Origin of the sequence: Escherichia sp. MOD1-EC6021 (assembly GCF_002965245.1) — a bacterium.
GTDB classification, from domain to species: Bacteria; Pseudomonadota; Gammaproteobacteria; order Enterobacterales; family Enterobacteriaceae; genus Escherichia; species Escherichia coli_F.
On the sequence record NZ_PTRU01000021.1, the window covers coordinates 1 to 20,068 of the forward strand.

Consider the following 20,068-nt stretch of genomic DNA (forward strand, 5'->3'; position numbering starts at 1 on the left):
TACCAGGATATTGTTCAAAATTATAGTCGGGAGAAAAAATATAAAAAGTATAAAAAACTCAGTGAAATAATCTTGAATATTATTACATGGTTCGATAAATATCCCGATATTGTGAAAAATATAACCCAGGCTTAGCTAAGCAGAGAGTGATTGACTGGACGAATAACGACATAAATTTTTGAAAGGGAAACATACGCTTACTCATCAGACACTTGGTAGTCTTTATCTCAAACCAGCGTGACTGATGTGTAAGCGTTAAAGTTCGGAGCAATTAACGCGCTATATCCCAGCCGCGTGCCTTCCAGAGCGCAGGCAGTTGCGCCAGCTCGGTAAAGGTGGTGACTTTCGGGTGAACGATCGGCTTATTGTGCGGGTCAGCGCAGAAGTAAAACACTTCCATACCGGCATCTATCCCTGACTGCGCACCGGCGCTGGAGTCATCGACCAGAATGCAGTTTTCAACGTTCACATTCATCGCTTTTGCCGCATGGAACATTAATGCCGGATCGGGCTTCCAACGCTGGATATCGTAGCCGCTGAACAGTTTTTCCGGGAAGTAGTGCAGCATATTGAGCTTACCAAGCGAATGCTGCATTTTGCTCACCGGGCCATTAGAAACTACGCACATCGGCACGTTAACGCTCGCCAGCAATTCGTTCGCTCCCGCGATGACCTCTAGTTCGCTATCAAACAGGCGGGTGACTTCTGCGCGGTAAACGTGCTCTGCATCGGCCTGGACCATCGTCACGCCCTGCTCTTTACTGATGATATCGATGATTTCATAGAGTTTTACGCCTTTAAAACGGGTAAAAATCTCTTCCAGGTCAACGTTAATGCCAAATTCCCTGAACATCGTGACATAGGCGCGAGAGCAAATGACCTCGCTATCGACCAGCGTACCATCGCAGTCGAAAAATACCGCTTCTATCTGGGACATGTCTTTCCTTTATCATTAGTTTAACGTTTTCGTCATGCAAATTTGCACAACGCAATCGTTGCCGTATAAGCAAATACAATGAAAAAAAGTTAACTTCAGCCGTCCATATTGTCTCATTTTGGTATACGATAGCGACGGATTTTCCCTCCTTAGTTCGGAAATAGATAATGAGTCAACAACACACAACCCAGGCTTCTGGTCAGGGGATGCTGGAACGCGTGTTTAAACTGCGCGAACATGGCACGACGGCTCGGACCGAAGTGATCGCCGGTTTTACCACCTTCCTGACGATGGTTTACATCGTTTTTGTTAACCCGCAAATTCTTGGCGTTGCTGGCATGGACACCAGCGCCGTCTTCGTCACCACTTGTCTGATTGCTGCATTTGGCAGCATTCTGATGGGACTGTTTGCTAATCTGCCAGTTGCACTGGCACCAGCAATGGGCCTGAACGCATTCTTCGCTTTTGTGGTTGTACAGGCGATGGGCTTGCCGTGGCAGGTCGGGATGGGCGCAATCTTCTGGGGCGCGATTGGTCTATTGTTACTGACAGTTTTCCGCATTCGCTACTGGATGATTGCTAACATTCCGGTAAGTCTGCGTGTGGGCATCACCAGCGGTATCGGCCTGTTCATTGGCATGATGGGGCTGAAAAACGCGGGCGTGATTGTCGCGAATCCCGAAACGCTGGTGAGCATCGGTAACCTGACTTCTCACAGCGTGCTGCTGGGTATCCTCGGCTTCTTCATCATCGCTATTCTGGCCTCGCGCAATATTCACGCGGCGGTGCTGGTTTCTATTGTGGTGACGACGCTGCTGGGCTGGATGCTGGGTGATGTGCACTACAACGGCATCGTGTCTGCGCCACCGAGCGTAATGACAGTAGTGGGTCATGTCGATTTAGCCGGTTCGTTTAATCTCGGTTTGGCAGGGGTGATTTTCTCTTTCATGCTGGTCAACCTGTTTGACTCCTCCGGTACGCTGATTGGCGTGACCGATAAAGCAGGGCTGGCGGATGAGAAAGGTAAATTCCCGCGCATGAAGCAGGCGCTGTATGTCGACAGTATCTCTTCCGTGACAGGTTCGTTTATCGGTACTTCTTCTGTTACAGCGTATATTGAGTCCTCTTCCGGCGTTTCTGTTGGTGGTCGCACCGGTCTGACGGCAGTTGTTGTCGGCTTGCTGTTCCTGCTGGTTATCTTCCTGTCGCCGCTGGCGGGGATGGTGCCTGGCTACGCTGCAGCTGGTGCGTTGATCTACGTTGGTGTGCTGATGACCTCAAGTCTTGCTCGCGTGAATTGGCAGGATCTTACCGAATCCGTTCCAGCGTTTATTACCGCCGTGATGATGCCGTTCAGCTTCTCGATTACCGAAGGTATCGCACTGGGCTTTATCTCCTACTGCGTGATGAAAATCGGCACCGGACGTCTGCGCGATCTTAGCCCGTGTGTGGTTGTGGTGGCGCTGCTGTTTATCCTGAAGATTGTGTTTATCGACGCTCACTAAAATCGATAGCGCGTTAAAAACCCGCCATGCATGATTGCTGGCGGGTTTTTTATTTAGATCTTAACTCGCTGAATAAACTCACCAAATGCGGTTAATTGCCCGGTCAGGTGGTCAAGCGTACCCTGATCAATCACTTCTCCGGTTTGCGGATCAACTTTGTTCTGAATCACGCCGCCCATAAATTCAGGCTTGTTCATCACCATTGCATCGAGAAAAACCAGAATCTGGCGCAGATGATACTGACAGCGCGCGCCGCCAATCACGCCCATTGAGCTGGTCTGAATCAACACCGGTTTACCAGCCAGAGGTTGATCCGGCAGGCGGGAAAGCCAGTCGATGGCATTTTTCAGCCCGCCCGGTACCGAGTAGTTATATTCCGGCGTGACGATCACCACACCGTCAGCCTGACGGATCTGCTCCGCCATAGCTTCTACCGTTGCGGGAAAACCTTCTTCCTGCTGTACATCAGCGTCATACAGGGGAATGTCGGCAATGGAAGGTAATGCATTGATTTCCATGCTAGCAGGAGCAATTTTCGGCAGGGTACGTGCAACCATGCCATTAAATGAGCCTTTGCGCAGGCTTCCCAGTAACGTAACCACCTTCAATTTTTCAGACATGATGACTCCTGTGGTTGTCTATCAATTTGGCGAAAAAGACTTCATGGTAGAGAGTTGGGCAAAACGCATCATCCTGCTGGTAGGATTGTTGGCGCGGCTGTGAATATCCGGCAGGCTTTTCCAGCCGCGTTTGCCATCTAACTCCCAGACACTGAGCTTTTCAATTGTGGGCGTGACCGCCACGGACCACACCAGCACGTCCTCCGCGTCGCATAACGCTTCTACATGATTTACATGAGCACATTTCAGGCGTCCGGCAATGGGCAGCAGCTGCAGATCGCGCGGATCGTCATTCAAAACATCACCGGTTAGTTTTAGCACGCTTCGGCGCAACGTGATGAGTTGCGCCCGCGCTTCGTTAGGATCGTTTTGTTTACTGATCCATAGCGATTCATTGCTGGAAAAGGTGTGGTTATCGAGCGCGTGTGGGCTATGAAACCCGCGCGTCGCACGCTGCAGTTCCATATCGAGGCCACATTCACCTTCGGTTGTTAGCGCCACGCCAACCATATTCCCGGCATAGGAAATAGAAAACGAGGGCAAATTTTTATCACTGAAAACCGGTTTTCCTTTCGGCAGGGTGACGATTTCCGGTAATTCGCCGATGCCATACAGCATGAACATCAGTTCTGCGAGTAAACCTCTGGACGCCAGGAAACGGCTTTGACGATGAGGGGGAATATTTCGGGCTTCTTGATGACACTGGGAGGAGAGACGAACAGAAATCAGATGTCCTTCCGTTAAAATCCCTCGGGCAAAGTGAGTCGCCATTTTTCGCTCCATGCTTAATGGTCCATTATGAATACAAGAGTAATCATTTACTGGAATGATGGACAGACTAAAGCAGCTAAAAGTTCGATTCAGACAATCTTATTACAACTATTTTACATTTTATTGTGAAATAGGGTTGCGTTTCATACGATTCGGTTATGCCATCGACGCGTAAAGATTTTTAATGGTTTCCCGTAACCAGACGATCTTCGGATTATGGCTGTTCCGTTTATGCCACAGTAGGGTAAAAGGGACTTCCAACTTTTTTTGCTGGCTTTCGTCAAACGGGAGAGGTAGAGCAACTAACGGCAGTTGGTGGAGTTGATTGTAGTACTGACAGTAGCGTGGTGCGGTCGCCAGTAGCAGATTGTCGGGCTGCGCTGCCATAAACAGTGACTGCTCGAATTCCGGCAAACTCATAGCAATCGTGCGTTCGCGCCCCAGCTCCTGTAACACATTGTCCAGCGCCCAGGTATCGCTCTGTTCCCAGCAAATGCTGATATGTGGGTAACGTAAAAAGGTATCCAGATCCCACGCTTCATGCAGTGCTGGATGATCTTTGCGCAACCAGACGCAGGGCACATCCCTAAACAGTACTTCATAATCAATGGCTAATGGCAGCGAACTTAGCAGCTCCCGCGAACGGGGATGGCTTTCGCGACCGGAAAAACCAATATCCACTTCGCCACGGGTAATCGCATCCAGTGAATCATAATCCCAGTTGCGCAATTTGATCGTCGCCTGGGGGTAACGCTGGTAGATCTGCTTAGTCAGCGTATTGAACATGATCATCATCAGCGGCGATTCCGCCGCCAGTTCAAACTTAAGACCGCGCGGCGTTTGGTGGTGCGGTTTATCCAGCAGCAGATTGCTCATTTGCATCCACTCCGCCAGATTTTGCTCCATGCTGACCATTAGCGGTGTGGGCGACAGGCCCAGCGGTGAGTTCACAAAGAGCGGGTCATCAAACCACATTCTAAGTTTTGCCAGAGACTTACTCACCGCCGAAGGCGTCACGTTCATCCGCTTAGCCGCTTTGGTCACGCTGCGTTCCTGCATCAGCAGTTGCAGGCAGAGCAGTAAATTGAGATCAAGCGTGGTGATGGATTTCTTCATGAGCGGCAACGGGGCGTCCAGGCGCGACGAACATAATCAGCAACAGGCTCACTATGCTACAGGCAATCAGAATCCCGATCAGCATATTCCATGCGCCGATACCAACCACCGCTGCCAGCCAAATCCACAGTGACGAACCGCAAACTTGCGCAATACCTAAGGTCGAGCTGGCTACGCCCGCGCGTAATGAAAACGGCCCTAACGCCTGACTCATCGCTACGCCAAAACCTACCGAGAAACCGGCGCAAATCAGCGTGATACCAAACAGAGAAACCGCATGGGAAGGTGAAACTGCAAGAGTGATACCTGCCGCCAGAAATAACACCTGTGAGGTGATCATCAACGTACGTGGCTTAAAGATCCCCAGTGCAAATGGCGTGGAGAATGAAACGGTCATGCTGACCCCTGCGGTCAACGCCATTATGGTGGCGTATTCTCCGCGCTCAAAACCCATGATTTCCATCAGCAATACCGGCGACGTATTCACGAAGGTGAGGATCACCGAAACGCTGAGGGTGGTGATAACAACACGGCTGAGGAAAAACCGGTTAAGCAGCGACTCGCTATTTTCTCGTGGTTTGTCAGAAGCTGCGGGGGCGGCAGGGCGCGTTTCTTTTAAAATAAACAAAGACAACATCAGTACTGCGATGCCCATCGTTGCCATCGTCCAGAACAGACTCTGCCACGGGAATTTAAGCATAATCAGGTGTCCGAGCACTGGCGCTAACACCGGAATGATGCAGGTAATACCGTTGAGTAATGACAGCACTTTTGCCCGACGTCGATCATCCAGTGTGTCACGTAAAATGGCGAACGCCACCACGTAACAACAGCCTGCGCCTAACCCCTGTAGAAATCGCCCTGCAAGAAATAACGTGCTGGTTTCAGCCAGTGAACAGAACACCGAGGCGATAATAAATAGCGCCGCGCCGGGTATGGCGACAGGCTTTCTCCCTGAACGATCGGCCACTTTACCGGCAAATAACATCGCTGCTGCCATACCTGCCAGATAAACGGAGAACGCAATATGCAACTGCGCTTCGCTGGCATTGAGATCGGCGGCGATGCGCGGTAAACCAACGAGGTACATATCAATCCCGGCGGGATAAAGTAAAACCAGGGCAAAACTACAAATCAAAAAGCGGGACATGGGCTAAAGCGTCCTGATAGTAAGGTGACGCAAAGCATACGTGGTGAAGGAGAATCAGGCGAGTTGCCATTTGGACATAAGTGATTTCCTGACAGGCAAGAAGCCAGCTATTTCGCTGGCTTCTTAAACGGATTAGCCAAATTTAGGTAACACATTAAAGACGTTACCGAACCAGCATAAAATTACGGTTATACCAAAGAGAATGACAATCGCCGGAATAAGATTGCCGCCCCAGACCGTGAACATCTGGTTGGGAAACTTCTTGCGAGCTTTGATTGCCAGCACCGCGGGGATAATGACTGCCCAGATGGTGGCGCACAACCCGGCACCGCCGATCCCGTAAATAAAGCCGTTTGGGAAGACGAGATATAACAAAGCAGGTGGCAGGAAGGTTAACAGCACGGTTTTGAAACGCCCGCCGTGGGAGTTATCAATCTTAAACAGATCCGCCAGATAATCGAACAACCCCAGCGTGACACCAAAAAACGAGCTGGCGACAGCTAAGTTAGAGAACACCAGCAGGCAAAACTCGATAATGCCGTGCTGTTTGGTGCCGAGGAACGATTTCACCAGCGAATCAACGTTGCCGCCTGAGGAGATAATCGCCTTAAAGCTTTCTCGCGGAATATTCCCCATCGTGCAATAGAGCCAGAAGAGATAAATCACCAGCGCCAGCAGCGAACCAAAAACCACACTTTTGATTAGCTTATCTTTGCGTTTGCCATAGCAAATAATCAGGCTGGGAATATTGCCGTGGAAACCAAATGACGCCAGACACACCGGCAAAGCCATAAAGATATACGGGAAGTAAGACGTTCCCGCAGTGGTGCTGGTGGCATCGCGCAGAATGGAGTAATCGACCTGGAAGAAGAAAGAACCAAACACGATCACAAAGGAGATAATCTTCAGCCCGAGGAACAACGAGGTAATACGGCTGGCGGCTAACGAGCTTATCCACAATACGCTGGCAACGAAAATGGCTGTGCAGATCCCGACAATACGTGGATTAGCGTGATAACCCAAATTCATTGATATCGTTTCACTAATGATCGCACCATTAGCAGAGATATAGGCATAAGTGAGGATATAGAGAACGAAGGCAACGGTAATACCGCTGATAATGTTCCAGGTGTTACCGATTAAATCTTTGGTGATGGTGTTAAAACTGGAGCCGACGGGATAATTTAAATTTGCTTCTAATAATAATAACCCGGAATGAAGCATTGAAAACCAGGCAATGATAAGGATAAAGGCACCCCAGAAAAACCAGGCACCGGCAAGATCAACAGGTAAAGCAAACATACCTCCACCGATTACTGTACCTGCTATAACCATAACACCCCAAAATGCAGAGTGCTTTTTTTCAGCTTGATCAGTCATGATGCCACCTTTAGAGGAAGGCTATTTTTGTTATTGAAGATGTAGGGAGTTAGAGTGGCTAACATCCTTATAGCCACTCTGAATGTATTAATTAAACTTCTTTCAGTTTTGCGGTGAAGTGACGCAATACTTTTGGCTCATAGGTAAAGGTTAAACCTTTAATATTCGCCGCGTTCTCTTTCACATGTTTGAAGGCTTCAATAATGAAGTCCATATGTGTTTGAGTATATGTTGCGCGCGGAATGGTTAAACGCAGCAGTTCAGCCGGGCACGGCAACTGTTTACCGGTTTTCGGATCGCGGCCTAACAGGAAAGAACCAATTTCTACCGCACGGATACCGGCGACTTTATACAGCTCGCAGGCCAGCGCCTGTGCCGGGAACTGATCTGCCGGGATATGCGGCAACAGTTTACCTGCATCAACGAATGCCGCGTGACCGCCCGCCTGCTGGCAGACAACGCCAATCTCTTCCAGACCATCGACCAGATACTGTACCTGCGCGATACGATAAGCCAGCCAGTCCAGATTCATGCCGTCATACAGACCTACCGCCAGACGCTCCATCGCACCGCCTTCCAGGCCGCCATATGTCGGGAAGCCTTCCTGTACCACGCAAAGGGTTCTGCATTCGGTATACACATCAAAGAAGCTGTCGTCTTTCATGCACAGCAAGCCGCCCATCGGCACCATTGCATCTTTCTTGGCGGACATCGCCAGCATATCGGCATATTTGTAGGTTTCGCGGGTGATCTGCTCGATGGTCCAGTCTTTGTATTCTGCTTCACGCTGCTTGATGAAATAGGCGTTTTCGGCAAAGCGCGCGGAGTCCATTACCACCGGAATATCGTATTTCTTCGCGATGCTGTACATCGCTTTTAAGTTTGCCAGTGAAACCGGCTGACCACCTGCGGAGTTACTGGTGATGGTTGCAACGATATACGGCACGTTATTCGGGCCAACTTCTTCAATACCGCGTTCTAATCCCTCAAGGTCAAAGTTGCCTTTAAAGTCGTAACGCACGCCCGTATCGAAGGCTTCTTTGATATAGACGTTACGCACGGTACAGCCGTTGATCTGGCTATGGCCCTGCGTGGTATCAAAGAAATAGTTAGAGAACGCCACCATTTTGCTGCGATCCAGGCCCTTTTCCTGCTCGCGTTTTTTAATCAGAACTGGAATATAGATTTGCTCTGCACCACGGCCCTGGTGAGTCGGAATGGTGTATTGATAACCAAAGATATTTTTCACTGACTCGGCTAACGCATAGTAGCTGCGGCTGCCACTGTAAGCTTCGTCGCCGCGCATCATCGCGGCCTGCATACTCTGCGTCACCGCCCCGGTGCCGCTGTCGGTCAGTAAATCGATAAACACATCTTCGCTATCCAGCAAGAACGGGTTCATACCGGATTTAATAATTGCCTCTTCACGATAAGCGCGAGTGGTACGTTTTACTGGCTCAATAACACGAATGCGGAACGGTTCAGGGAGATGTTTAAAGTTTTCCATTACATAATCCTTCATTTATTTTAATTACAGTGATCCCTGTGAATATGATATTTGCAATATCTATTAATTCGCCAGTTATATATGCCAAGACCATCATTTACTAAAACAAGTAAATAAATGAGAGACAGCCTTTGCAAAAGGCAAAATTAAGATATAGCAAACAAATAGATCACATTGAATCTAATCGGTTTGGCTCTGGTGATGGCTACAGAAGGGCAAATCAAGGGCGGTGATCGACAATCTTGTTGTCAATATTAAACCATTTTGAGGTCACACATATATGTAAGATATTCATAATGCACTTATCCTCGAAAGAGACAAGGCTACAGTATAATACTCAAGAAATTTGTCTATGCTGAAATTGTTTAAATGTGAATCGAATCACAATTAGTTATTGGCTGTGTTTGTGGGAGCTGGCGCATACGGAATATTAACATAAATCCGTGGGTGGATAATTTTTTAATTTTTATCATTATTGTTGAAGGTGATGGCATTGATTATAGGGATACCATTACAAGGAGCTTTTTCCCACGTTGACGTGTCGCGGTTTACTCACCTCATTACCAGGTCGATGACCTTATAGGGAAATGACGTAAAAAGACGAATAACTCTATAAATGAGCGAAATTTGATAGTTGATATTTAAATAGTAACCTTATTATTACTACAACTTTCATATGAATGAGGAGAAAGGAAATGGTTGATAACGTAACTGTTGGCAGAGTATGTGTACAATCTTCTTCTTTCATACCTGATTTGGATGGAGGAAAAAATAAAACTCAATTAATCGTTGACGATATAGTGTCGTATCTTAAAAATCCTTCAGTTTATTCACTTGAAAAAGCGGGTTCATTAAGTAATTTTGTTAATAATAGCAGTGAGATTGAACCATGGGTTTTTATCGGTGGTGGACTTATTATTATTGTCTCAACATCTGAGCAAGACCCTGAAAGTATGATTGTAACTGTGGGGGATGCTGAAGGAAAGTATGCTACACAGATTTTTGTACCGCCTGCGCTTACAACATCCCTCAAAGATATTTTTATTCGCTCTCATACGAACGCAGATGATGAGAGTTTTACTAAAGAGCAGAAAAAAGCTAATAGTAAATATGATATTGTAGATTATAACTGTAAGGTTTATTTTAATGAAAAACCAGAAGATTTAGTCGTGTGCAGGCATATTTCTCTGCAGTATTGTATAGATTCAATGAATGAAAATACAGGTAAAGTTCCATTGAAGGAATGCTATTCAACTCCAGAAGGGATACAGCAACATTTTCCATACGAGCTTGATCAGCAATTTGATAATCTAATAAACAATCCACCACCAGGTACATGCGTCGTTGCTAGTGACAAGTTCGGGGAGATATTATCTGTCTTCTTTCACAGAATGGAAAAAGAGAAGTTAACGCATATGGCGGCAATCGTTAAATCTCAAAAACATGCTATGGCCGTCCGCTTGAGGATAAAACAAACGCCTGCCGGAGAAACTGAATATGTTGTATCCTTTTATGATCCTAATGCAACCAATACTGCAGTACGCTATAAAGCAAAAAACTGTGATTCTTTTGGGTCATTACAATCATTTATAAATATTGAGTTGGCGAATATAAAATGGGTAAAAACAGAGATTTGCTCCGAGTGTGTAGGCATAATTCCTTATCTCCCTCGAGAGCAGGCCCATTTATTAAGTGGTATAGAAAATGAATTGCAACCACCATTATCACCATCAGCATTATATCTATTAATGCAAATGGGGACGTATGAAAATATTGTTCTTTTTTTCGATAAGTTAAGAAATTCCCAAGAAATGACAGTATCAAAGGTTCTTGAGATTCTTGCTGCTAAAGGACCAGGGGGAACATATGGGTTATATATGTCACTGCAACACGATAATCTTAATAAGATTAATGAATATATAACAAATTTAAAAGAGTTGGCCCGAAAATTTAACTTTAGCCGGGAAGACCTGGAAACTCTACTCCTTGCGAAAGATAACCGTGGTGTGAGCGCGATTTCTGTAGCGTTATCAAAAAATAAAAAAGAAAGTGTCAAGGCATTGTTCTTGGCGATAGATGACTTTGAGAAAGAGTTTGGGGTAAATAAAAATGAAATACTACTTTATATAGGAAAAAAATATTCTCAACTTATGATTTAAATAGCGCTATTAAAACCAATAATTATAATGTTGTTAATATATTGCTCGCCAATATAAAAGCCAAAATGTTTAAAAATGAAATAAATAAAGAAGATATATTGAAACTGATGGCTGCAAGAGAAAAATGGACCGGGGAGTCAGACAAATGGACGAAGGCATCAGGCTTATATTCTGCGATAGTGAAAGGGTATACGGAGATTGTTGCCGCCTGGATGGAGACAGCTGATGTGATAGCCAGCCATTATGAAAATGATAAAGATGTGGTGAGCGAACTACTGTCGCTGAGCAGAAATAATGCCGTCTGCTCTTTGCATATTGCAAGCTTTAAGAAAATGAGTAAACAGGTCATTGACGTATATCTGAATGCGGCGATTCGCCTGGCGTTGCAACACGGATTCACTTTCGATGAAATTGTGGAGCAGTTTACCCGTGACTTTGATGGCAAGCCATTCTCTCATGTGGTAAATAACGGGGATGATATACATATGGGACTCTGGCTGAAAATATTCAAAATTGTGGTTGGTGAAAATGAAAATTACCTTAAAGATGTGATGATGCAGCTGGAAGAAAAGAATAATGAAGGTAAATCTGTAATAAGTCAGGCAAATGGCAATCCTGTACTTAAAGAACTATTCTGGAAAGCAGTAGACGAATTTAACTTTCCGCAAGAGGAGCTTAATAGGTTAAAGCAATATCGTTCTCTGTAAAGACAGGACTGCAAGGTGTTTAAAGTCGCTCCAGCCAGTAGCAAATGCAGTTTTGGTGCAGGATGCTCATAAAAAACAAGCGCTGTTCCGTTCTGATAGTTAGTTTCCCCAGAACGGAACAGTGCCCTTTATATCAATTTAGACGACTCACTTACCAATACAGAAGCTGGAGAAAATTCGCCCCAGCAGGTCGTCAGAAGTAAATTCCCCGGTGATCTCGCTTAAGTTCTGCTGCGCCAGACGCAGTTCTTCCGCCAGCAGCTCGCCTGCCCAGGCTCCTAATAGTTGCGCTTTACCCTGTTGCAGGTGCTCTGCCGCCTGTTCCAGTGCCTGTAGGTGACGACGACGCGCCAGGAAGCCGCCTTCCATGTTGGTGTCAAAGCCCATGCTCTGTTTGAGATGGTTACGCAGCACGTCCACACCTTCACCAGTCCTTGCTGAGAGACGAATTAACGCGTGACCGTTCACTTCACTCATCCCCAGCGTTTCGCCGGTGATATCGGCTTTATTGCGTACCACGGTGATCGGCAGTTTCGCTGGCAGACGGGCGATAAACTCCGGCCAGATCTCTGCTGGATCAACGGCATCCGTGGTGGTGCCATCAACCATAAACAGCACACGGTCGGCCTGTTCAATTTCCTGCCATGCGCGCTCGATACCAATACGTTCCACTTCGTCACTGGCTTCGCGTAATCCGGCGGTATCGATGATATGCAGCGGCATTCCGTCAATGTGGATATGCTCACGCAGTACGTCACGCGTGGTTCCGGCGATATCAGTCACGATTGCCGCTTCACGGCCCGCCAGCGCGTTCAGTAGGCTTGATTTACCGGCGTTGGGACGCCCGGCAATGACGACTTTCATCCCTTCGCGTAACAAGCTGCCCTGACGAGCCTCGGCGCGTACTGCGTCGAGATCGGCAATCACGTCATTGAGCTGGGCTTCAATTTTGCCGTCGGAGAGGAAATCGATCTCTTCATCAGGGAAATCAATTGCCGCTTCGACGTAAATGCGCAAGTGGGTGAGGGCTTCCACCAGATGGTTAACCCGTGCGGAGAACGCACCTTGCAGCGAGTTTAGCGCTGAGCGCGCCGCCTGTTCCGAGCTGGCGTCGATAAGGTCTGCAATCGCTTCGGCCTGGGCTAAGTCGAGTTTATCGTTCAGAAATGCGCGTTCGGAAAACTCACCAGGACGGGCAATCCGCAGGCCGGGAATAGTCAGAATGCGTTTTAACAGCAGGTCGAGGATCACCGGACCGCCATGACCTTGCAGTTCCAGCACATCTTCGCCGGTGAACGAGTTCGGGCCAGGGAACCATAGCGCAATCCCCTGATCGAGCACGCTGCCATCGGCGTCTTTAAACGGAAGATAATCGGCGTAGCGCGGCTTAGGCAGTTTACCCAGCACGGTTTCGGCAACCTCACGGGCTTTGAGGCCGGAGATGCGCAGGATGCCAACGCCGCCACGTCCCGGAGGCGTGGCCTGGGCTACGATAGTGTCATTATCGCTCATGATGTTCCTGTTGCTTTGTGTGGCGGATGCGCGGTGCTTATCCGCCCTACGAAAAGAAAAAAGGCGGTCAACTGACCGCCCTTATTTTAGCGAAAACTCACCGAATCAGGATTTTTTCTTCTCGCGGCTATGCAGGCCACGTTTTTCCAGACCACGGTAAATCAGCTGCTGCTGAATAATGGTAACCAGGTTGCTGACGATATAGTACAGCACCAGACCTGATGGGAACCACAGGAAGAACACCGTGAAGATGACCGGCATAAAGGTCATGATCTTCTGCTGCATCGGGTCGGTCACAGTGGTCGGCGACATCTTCTGAATGAAGAACATCGTTACGCCCATCAGGATCGGCAGGATGTAGTACGGGTCCTGTGCTGACAGGTCGTGGATCCACAGTGCAAACGGTGCCTGACGCAGTTCAACGGAACCCATCAGCATGTAGTACAACGCCAGGAAGATTGGCATCTGGATCAGCAGCGGGAAGCAGCCGCCCAGCGGGTTAACCTTCTCAGCTTTGTACAGCGCCATCATTTCCTGGCTGATACGCTGTTTGTCATCGCCCAGACGCTCACGCATTGCCTGAATCTTCGGCTGCAGCATACGCATCTTCGCCATGGAGGTGTACTGCGCTTTGGTCAGCGGGTACATAATGCCACGAACGATAAAGGTGATGATGATAATGGAGAAGCCCCAGTTACCCACAAAGCTATGGATCCATTTCAGCAGTTTGAACAGCGGCTGAGAGATGAACCACAACCAACCGTAATCAACGGTCAGATCCAGGTGCGGAGCAACTGCTGCCATTTTGTCCTGGATTTCCGGGCCAACCCACAGGGTGCTGTTCATTGCGCCAGTCTGACCAGGCTGAACCAGTACCGGCTGAGATTTATAGCCGATAGCGGCGATGCCGTTACCCAGATTAGCGGTGTAGAAGTTGTTGGTACCGTCGTTATGCGGGATCCACGCAGTCGCGAAATACTGTTGCAGCATCGCCACCCAACCACCTTTCGAAGAGATGTTCAGGTTTTCGTTATCGGCAATGGTATCGAACTTATATTTCTCGTACTTCTCGTCAGGCGTGGAGTACGCCGCGCCACGGAAGGTGTGCAGTGCGAAGTTGCTGCTTCCGGTGTCGAGATGCGGTGGCAGTGTAATGGATTGCTTCAACTGACCAAAGGTGGAGATCTCCAGCGGTTTCTCGCCAGCGTTCTGCACGTTGTAGTTGACGTTGACAGCGTAATCACCACGTTTCAGGACAAACGTTTTGGTAAACGTGTTGCCTGCCGCGTCGGTATACGTCATCGGCACCTGCAGTTCGTTTTGACCTTCAGCCAGCACATAAGCGTCTTTTTCAACGTTATACAGCGGACGCGGGCCGTTAGCCGGGTTATCCGGGCCATCACGACCGGTCAGACCGCTCTGTGCCTGATAAATAAACTGCGGTGAAGTTTCCAGCAGCTGGAACGGCTGGGTAGAGTTCAGCTCTTTCGGGTAAGCAGGCAGCAGAGCTTGCTCAACATCACCACCACGGGTGTTGATGGTCAGATCAAGCACGTCGGTCTTAACCGAGATCAGTTTCCCCTGGCCACTGGCCGGTACGCCCTGGTCGGCGGCGCTACCCGCTGCGGTGGTCGTTGTCTGCGTGGTCTGTTGGGCCTGAGGTTGCGGGTTTTTATCCTGCTCCCAGGCTTGCCAGATCATGAAAGACACGAACAGCAAAGCGATGACTAAAAGATTGCGTTGCGAATCCATCGTTAGTGTTCTCTGGTATCAAATGGTCCGGGCGGGACGGGATCGTCACCACCAGGGTGTAAAGGGTGGCATTTTAATACGCGTTTCACCGTCAACCAACTGCCTTTTATCACTCCAAACCTGCGCAATGCCTCAATTCCGTAGCTTGAACAGGTTGGAGTGAAACGACAATGCGGCCCGAGTAGCGGACTAATCAGGCGTTGATAGACCCGAATGAGGGCTATCAGGACCCGCGAGCCAGGCGACAGTGGCGGCGCCATAATTTTTCCAACGCTTCCGAGAGAGCACGGTTATCGAGGTCGGCAACCCCTTTTTTCGCCACCACCACGAAATCCATAGCCGGGAGTTCATGTTGGCGCAGACGGAAGCTTTCACGCGTCAGACGTTTAATCCGATTGCGTTCATGGGCGCGTCGAACGTTTTTCTTGGCGACTGTAAGACCGATACGGGGATGCCCCAGCGAATTCAGGCGGCCGAGAATGGTAATTTGCGGCGTGCCAGCCCGTTGTGGCTGCTGGAAGACGAATGTGAATTGACTGGGAGTTAACAAGCGTAACTCCCTGGGAAATGCGAGCTTAACCACTCAGGGGTTAGCTTTATTACTTAGAAACGGTCAGACGAGCGCGGCCTTTAGCACGACGACGTGCCAGAACCTGACGACCATTTTTAGTAGCCATACGAGCACGGAAGCCGTGAGAACGGTTGCGCTTCAGTACAGACGGTTGAAAAGTGCGTTTCATGGCGATTTCTACCTAAACTTGAATAAATTCAATGGCTTTATTGGATATCCGCCGAAAAATGAAACGATGGACACCGAAGCCATGGGTGATTAAAGAGGCCGGATTGTAATAATTGTACACTCCGGAGTCAATTCTCTTTCCTTATTTACCGCGCTTTTCCGCACCTTTTCGCAGGGAAAACGTACGGCCTCACACCAGTGAAAACCAGCATGGCGCGCCGGGTGGAGGATTATACGGGCTGACGGGTAAAGCGCAAGGATCGTCCTGGATCTTTATTAGATCGATTAAGCCAATTTTTGTCTATGGTCATTAAATTTTCCAATATGCGGCGTAAATCGTGCCCGCCTCGCGGCAGGATCGTTTACACTTAGCGAGTTCTGGATCATCCTGTGGATAAATCGGGAAAATCTGTGAGAAACAGAAGATCTCTTGCGCAGTTTAGGCTATGATCCGCGGTCCCGATCGTTTAGCAGGATCTTGATCGGGCATATAACCGCAGACAGCGGTTCGTGCGTCACCCTCAAGCAGGGTCTTTTCGACGTACGTCAACAATCATGAATGTTTCAGCCTTAGTCATTATCGACTTTTGTTCGAGTGGAGTCCGCCGTGTCACTTTCGCTTTGGCAGCAGTGTCTTGCCCGATTGCAGGATGAGTTACCAGCCACAGAATTCAGTATGTGGATACGCCCATTGCAGGCGGAACTGAGCGATAACACGCTGGCCCTGTACGCGCCAAACCGTTTTGTCCTCGATTGGGTACGGGACAAGTACCTTAATAATATCAATGGACTGCTAACCAGTTTCTGCGGAGCGGATGCCCCACAGCTGCGTTTTGAAGTCGGCACCAAACCGGTGACACAAACGCCACAAGCGGCAGTGACGAGCAACGTCGCGGCCCCAGCACAGGTGGCGCATGCGCAGCCGCAACGTGTTGCGCCTTCTACGCGTTCCGGTTGGGATAACGTCCCGGCTCCGGCAGAACCGACCTATCGTTCTAACGTAAACGTCAAACACACGTTTGATAACTTCGTTGAAGGTAAATCTAACCAACTGGCGCGCGCGGCGGCTCGTCAGGTGGCTGATAACCCTGGCGGTGCCTATAACCCGTTGTTCCTTTATGGCGGCACGGGTCTGGGTAAAACTCACCTGCTGCATGCGGTGGGTAACGGCATTATGGCGCGTAAGCCGAATGCCAAAGTGGTTTATATGCACTCCGAGCGCTTTGTTCAGGATATGGTTAAAGCCCTGCAAAACAACGCGATCGAAGAGTTTAAACGCTACTACCGTTCCGTAGATGCACTACTGATCGACGATATTCAGTTTTTTGCTAATAAAGAACGATCTCAGGAAGAGTTTTTCCACACCTTCAACGCCCTGCTGGAAGGTAACCAGCAGATCATTCTCACCTCGGATCGCTATCCGAAAGAGATCAACGGCGTTGAGGATCGTCTGAAATCCCGCTTCGGTTGGGGACTGACTGTGGCGATCGAACCGCCAGAGTTAGAAACCCGCGTGGCGATCCTGATGAAAAAGGCCGACGAAAACGACATTCGTTTGCCGGGCGAAGTGGCGTTCTTTATCGCCAAGCGTCTACGCTCTAACGTACGTGAGCTGGAAGGGGCGTTGAACCGCGTCATTGCTAACGCCAACTTTACCGGACGGGCGATCACCATCGACTTCGTGCGTGAGGCGCTGCGCGACTTGCTGGCATTGCAGGAAAAACTGGTCACCATCGACAATATTCAGAAGACGGTGGCAGAGTACTACAAGATCAAAGTTGCGGATCTCCTTTCCAAGCGTCGATCCCGCTCGGTGGCGCGTCCGCGCCAGATGGCGATGGCGCTGGCGAAAGAGTTGACTAACCACAGTCTGCCCGAGATTGGCGATGCGTTTGGTGGTCGTGACCACACAACGGTGCTTCATGCTTGCCGGAAGATCGAGCAGTTGCGTGAAGAGAGCCACGATATCAAAGAAGATTTTTCAAATTTAATCAGAACATTGTCATCGTAAACCTATGAAATTTACCGTAGAACGTGAGCATTTATTAAAACCGCTACAACAGGTGAGCGGTCCGTTAGGTGGTCGTCCTACGCTACCGATTCTCGGTAATCTGCTGTTACAGGTTGCTGACGGTACGTTGTCGCTGACCGGTACCGATCTCGAGATGGAAATGGTGGCACGTGTTGCGCTGGTTCAGCCGCACGAACCAGGGGCGACGACCGTTCCGGCGCGCAAATTCTTTGATATCTGCCGTGGTCTGCCTGAAGGCGCGGAAATTGCCGTGCAACTGGAAGGTGAGCGGATGCTGGTGCGTTCCGGGCGTAGCCGTTTTTCGCTTTCCACCCTGCCAGCAGCAGATTTCCCGAACCTCGATGACTGGCAGAGCGAAGTCGAATTTACCCTGCCGCAGGCGACGATGAAGCGTCTGATTGAAGCGACTCAGTTTTCGATGGCGCATCAGGATGTTCGCTATTACTTAAACGGTATGCTGTTCGAAACCGAAGGTGAAGAACTGCGTACCGTGGCGACCGACGGTCACCGTCTGGCGGTCTGTTCCATGCCAATTGGTCAGTCTTTGCCAAGCCATTCGGTGATCGTGCCGCGTAAAGGTGTGATTGAACTGATGCGTATGCTCGACGGCGGCGACAATCCGCTGCGCGTGCAGATTGGCAGCAACAACATTCGCGCCCACGTTGGCGACTTTATCTTCACCTCCAAACTGGTGGATGGTCGCTTCCCGGATTATCGCCGCGTTCTGCCGAAGAACCCGGACAAACATCTGGAAGCAGGCTGCGATCTGCTCAAGCAGGCGTTTGCCCGTGCAGCGATCCTCTCCAACGAGAAATTCCGCGGCGTGCGTCTGTATGTCAGCGAAAATCAGCTGAAAATCACCGCCAATAACCCGGAACAGGAAGAAGCGGAAGAGATCCTCGACGTTACCTATAGCGGTGCGGAGATGGAAATTGGCTTCAACGTCAGCTATGTACTGGATGTTCTGAACGCGCTGAAATGCGAAAACGTGCGCATGATGCTGACCGATTCGGTTTCCAGTGTGCAGATTGAAGATGCCGCATCACAGTCGGCTGCCTATGTTGTCATGCCAATGAGACTGTAATGTCCCTCACCCGTTTGTTGATCCGCGATTTCCGCAACATTGAAACCGCGGATCTCGCTTTATCTCCCGGCTTTAACTTTCTGGTAGGTGCCAACGGCAGTGGCAAAACCAGCGTGCTGGAAGCCATCTATACGCTCGGCCACGGTCGGGCGTTTCGCAGTTTGCAGATTGGTCGTGTTATTCGCCACGAGCAGGAGGCGTTTATTCTCCATGGGCGTTTACAGGGCGAAGAGCGCGAGACGGCGATTGGCCTAACCAAAGATAAACAGGGCGACAGCAAAGTCCGCATCGACGGTACTGACGGGCATAAGGTCGCCGAGCTGGCGCACCTGATGCCGATGCAACTGATAACGCCAGAAGGGTTTACTTTACTCAACGGCGGCCCCAAATACAGAAGAGCTTTCCTCGACTGGGGATGCTTTCACAACGAACCCGGATTTTTCACCGCCTGGAGCAATCTCAAGCGATTACTCAAGCAGCGCAATGCGGCACTGCGCCAGGTGACTCGTTATGAACAGCTACGCCCGTGGGACAAAGAACTGATCCCGCTGGCAGAACAAATCAGTACCTGGCGCGCCGAGTACAGCGCCGGTATCGCCGCTGATATGGCCGATACCTGTAAGCAATTTCTCCCGGAGTTTACTCTGACTTTCTCTTTTCAGCGCGGCTGGGAGAAAGAGACAGAATATGCTGAGGTGCTGGAACGTAATTTTGAACGCGATCGCCAGCTAACCTACACCGCGCACGGCCCGCATAAAGCGGACTTACGCATTCGCGCCGACGGTGCGCCGGTGGAAGATACCTTATCGCGTGGGCAGCTTAAGCTGTTGATGTGCGCCTTACGTCTGGCGCAAGGAGAGTTCCTCACCCGTGAAAGCGGGCGGCGGTGTCTCTACCTGATAGATGATTTTGCCTCTGAGCTTGATGATGAGCGTCGCGGACTGCTTGCCAGCCGCTTAAAAGCGACGCAATCACAGGTCTTTGTCAGCGCGATCAGTGCTGAACACGTAATAGACATGTCGGACGAAAATTCGAAGAAGTTTACCGTGGAAAAGGGTAAAATAACGGATTAACCCAAGAATAAATGAGCGAGAAAC

Annotated in this window: 18 protein-coding genes and 1 pseudogene; 5 read left to right on the forward strand and 14 right to left on the reverse strand. The window is 49.4% G+C overall.

All coding sequences use genetic code 11. From position 1 onward, the window contains the following. Positions 1–271: 271 nt before the first annotated feature. On the reverse strand, positions 272–937 hold the full coding sequence (yieH, locus tag BEB54_RS20240; protein ID WP_000078074.1) for a 6-phosphogluconate phosphatase: 666 nt from the start codon (positions 935–937) through the stop codon (positions 272–274). A gap of 167 nt (positions 938–1,104) precedes the next feature. Here yieH and adeP point away from each other — a divergent pair, with 167 nt between their 5' ends. Next, positions 1,105–2,442, forward strand: coding sequence for an adenine permease AdeP (gene adeP / locus BEB54_RS20245; protein WP_001353551.1), 1,338 nt, complete (start codon positions 1,105–1,107; stop codon positions 2,440–2,442). A 53-nt stretch (positions 2,443–2,495) separates the two neighbouring features. Here adeP and yieF read toward each other — a convergent pair whose 3' ends face one another. The 7 genes from yieF to tnaC all read right to left on the reverse strand — a co-directional run bounded on the left by yieF (position 2,496) and on the right by tnaC (position 9,281). After that, positions 2,496–3,062: a class I chromate reductase YieF gene (gene yieF / locus BEB54_RS20250; protein WP_001291118.1), complete on the reverse strand. Its 567-nt coding sequence runs from the start codon at positions 3,060–3,062 to the stop codon at positions 2,496–2,498. 21 nt (positions 3,063–3,083) lie between these two features. Further along, positions 3,084–3,833 carry a 4'-phosphopantetheinyl transferase family protein gene (locus BEB54_RS20255; RefSeq protein ID WP_001355068.1) on the reverse strand — a complete coding sequence of 250 codons (750 nt, stop codon included), beginning with the start codon at positions 3,831–3,833 and terminating at the stop codon, positions 3,084–3,086. Positions 3,834–3,989: 156 nt separating this feature from the next. Next, complete coding sequence (gene yidZ / locus BEB54_RS20260; RefSeq protein ID WP_001353553.1) at positions 3,990–4,949, reverse strand: HTH-type transcriptional regulator YidZ; 960 nt, start codon at positions 4,947–4,949, stop codon at positions 3,990–3,992. Continuing rightward, positions 4,924–6,099, reverse strand: a complete 1,176-nt coding sequence (mdtL, locus tag BEB54_RS20265) for a multidrug efflux MFS transporter MdtL (RefSeq protein ID WP_000086006.1) — start codon at positions 6,097–6,099, stop codon at positions 4,924–4,926. The genes yidZ and mdtL overlap by 26 nt, the downstream gene beginning before the upstream one ends. A gap of 132 nt (positions 6,100–6,231) precedes the next feature. Then, on the reverse strand, positions 6,232–7,479 hold the full coding sequence (gene tnaB, locus BEB54_RS20270; RefSeq protein ID WP_000131914.1) for a low affinity tryptophan permease TnaB: 1,248 nt from the start codon (positions 7,477–7,479) through the stop codon (positions 6,232–6,234). Between the two features lie 91 nt (positions 7,480–7,570). Continuing rightward, positions 7,571–8,986 carry a tryptophanase gene (tnaA, locus tag BEB54_RS20275; RefSeq protein ID WP_001295247.1) on the reverse strand — a complete coding sequence of 472 codons (1,416 nt, stop codon included), beginning with the start codon at positions 8,984–8,986 and terminating at the stop codon, positions 7,571–7,573. A 220-nt stretch (positions 8,987–9,206) separates the two neighbouring features. Beyond that, the gene (gene tnaC / locus BEB54_RS20280; protein WP_001364348.1) at positions 9,207–9,281 is read right to left on the reverse strand and encodes a tryptophanase leader peptide; all 75 of its coding nucleotides are present in this window, start codon (positions 9,279–9,281) and stop codon (positions 9,207–9,209) included. Between the two features lie 400 nt (positions 9,282–9,681). On the opposite strand from tnaC, the pseudogene BEB54_RS20285 reads away from it, so the two are divergent. Beyond that, positions 9,682–11,852, forward strand: a pseudogene (locus BEB54_RS20285) (ShET2/EspL2 family type III secretion system effector toxin). 147 nt (positions 11,853–11,999) lie between these two features. On the opposite strand, the gene mnmE reads toward BEB54_RS20285, so the two are convergent. From mnmE to BEB54_RS28660, 6 genes are all read right to left on the reverse strand, one after another. Continuing rightward, a complete protein-coding gene (mnmE, locus tag BEB54_RS20290; RefSeq protein WP_001282361.1) occupies positions 12,000–13,364 on the reverse strand; it encodes a tRNA uridine-5-carboxymethylaminomethyl(34) synthesis GTPase MnmE in 1,365 nt (454 codons plus the stop codon). A 105-nt stretch (positions 13,365–13,469) separates the two neighbouring features. Then, a complete protein-coding gene (gene yidC, locus BEB54_RS20295) occupies positions 13,470–15,116 on the reverse strand; it encodes a membrane protein insertase YidC (protein WP_000378258.1) in 1,647 nt (548 codons plus the stop codon). Positions 15,117–15,118: 2 nt separating this feature from the next. Next, entirely contained in the window at positions 15,119–15,376 is a 258-nt protein-coding gene (yidD, locus tag BEB54_RS20300) for a membrane protein insertion efficiency factor YidD (protein WP_001307474.1), read from the reverse strand. Further along, the gene (gene rnpA / locus BEB54_RS20305) at positions 15,340–15,699 is read right to left on the reverse strand and encodes a ribonuclease P protein component (protein WP_000239730.1); all 360 of its coding nucleotides are present in this window, start codon (positions 15,697–15,699) and stop codon (positions 15,340–15,342) included. Before rnpA ends, yidD begins: the two co-directional genes overlap by 37 nt. A 16-nt stretch (positions 15,700–15,715) precedes the next feature. Continuing rightward, positions 15,716–15,856 carry a 50S ribosomal protein L34 gene (gene rpmH, locus BEB54_RS20310; RefSeq protein WP_000831330.1) on the reverse strand — a complete coding sequence of 47 codons (141 nt, stop codon included), beginning with the start codon at positions 15,854–15,856 and terminating at the stop codon, positions 15,716–15,718. Between the two features lie 229 nt (positions 15,857–16,085). Beyond that, complete coding sequence (locus BEB54_RS28660) at positions 16,086–16,166, reverse strand: hypothetical protein (RefSeq protein WP_122134670.1); 81 nt, start codon at positions 16,164–16,166, stop codon at positions 16,086–16,088. Positions 16,167–16,462: 296 nt separating this feature from the next. On the opposite strand from BEB54_RS28660, the gene dnaA reads away from it, so the two are divergent. The 3 genes from dnaA to recF are packed head-to-tail and all read left to right on the forward strand — an operon-like array spanning position 16,463 to position 20,044. Next, positions 16,463–17,866: a chromosomal replication initiator protein DnaA gene (gene dnaA / locus BEB54_RS20320; RefSeq protein ID WP_000059102.1), complete on the forward strand. Its 1,404-nt coding sequence runs from the start codon at positions 16,463–16,465 to the stop codon at positions 17,864–17,866. Positions 17,867–17,870: 4 nt separating this feature from the next. After that, a complete protein-coding gene (gene dnaN, locus BEB54_RS20325) occupies positions 17,871–18,971 on the forward strand; it encodes a DNA polymerase III subunit beta (protein WP_000673464.1) in 1,101 nt (366 codons plus the stop codon). Then, on the forward strand, positions 18,971–20,044 hold the full coding sequence (recF, locus tag BEB54_RS20330; RefSeq protein WP_105277595.1) for a DNA replication/repair protein RecF: 1,074 nt from the start codon (positions 18,971–18,973) through the stop codon (positions 20,042–20,044). Before dnaN ends, recF begins: the two co-directional genes overlap by 1 nt. The last annotated feature ends 24 nt before the right edge of the window (positions 20,045–20,068 follow it).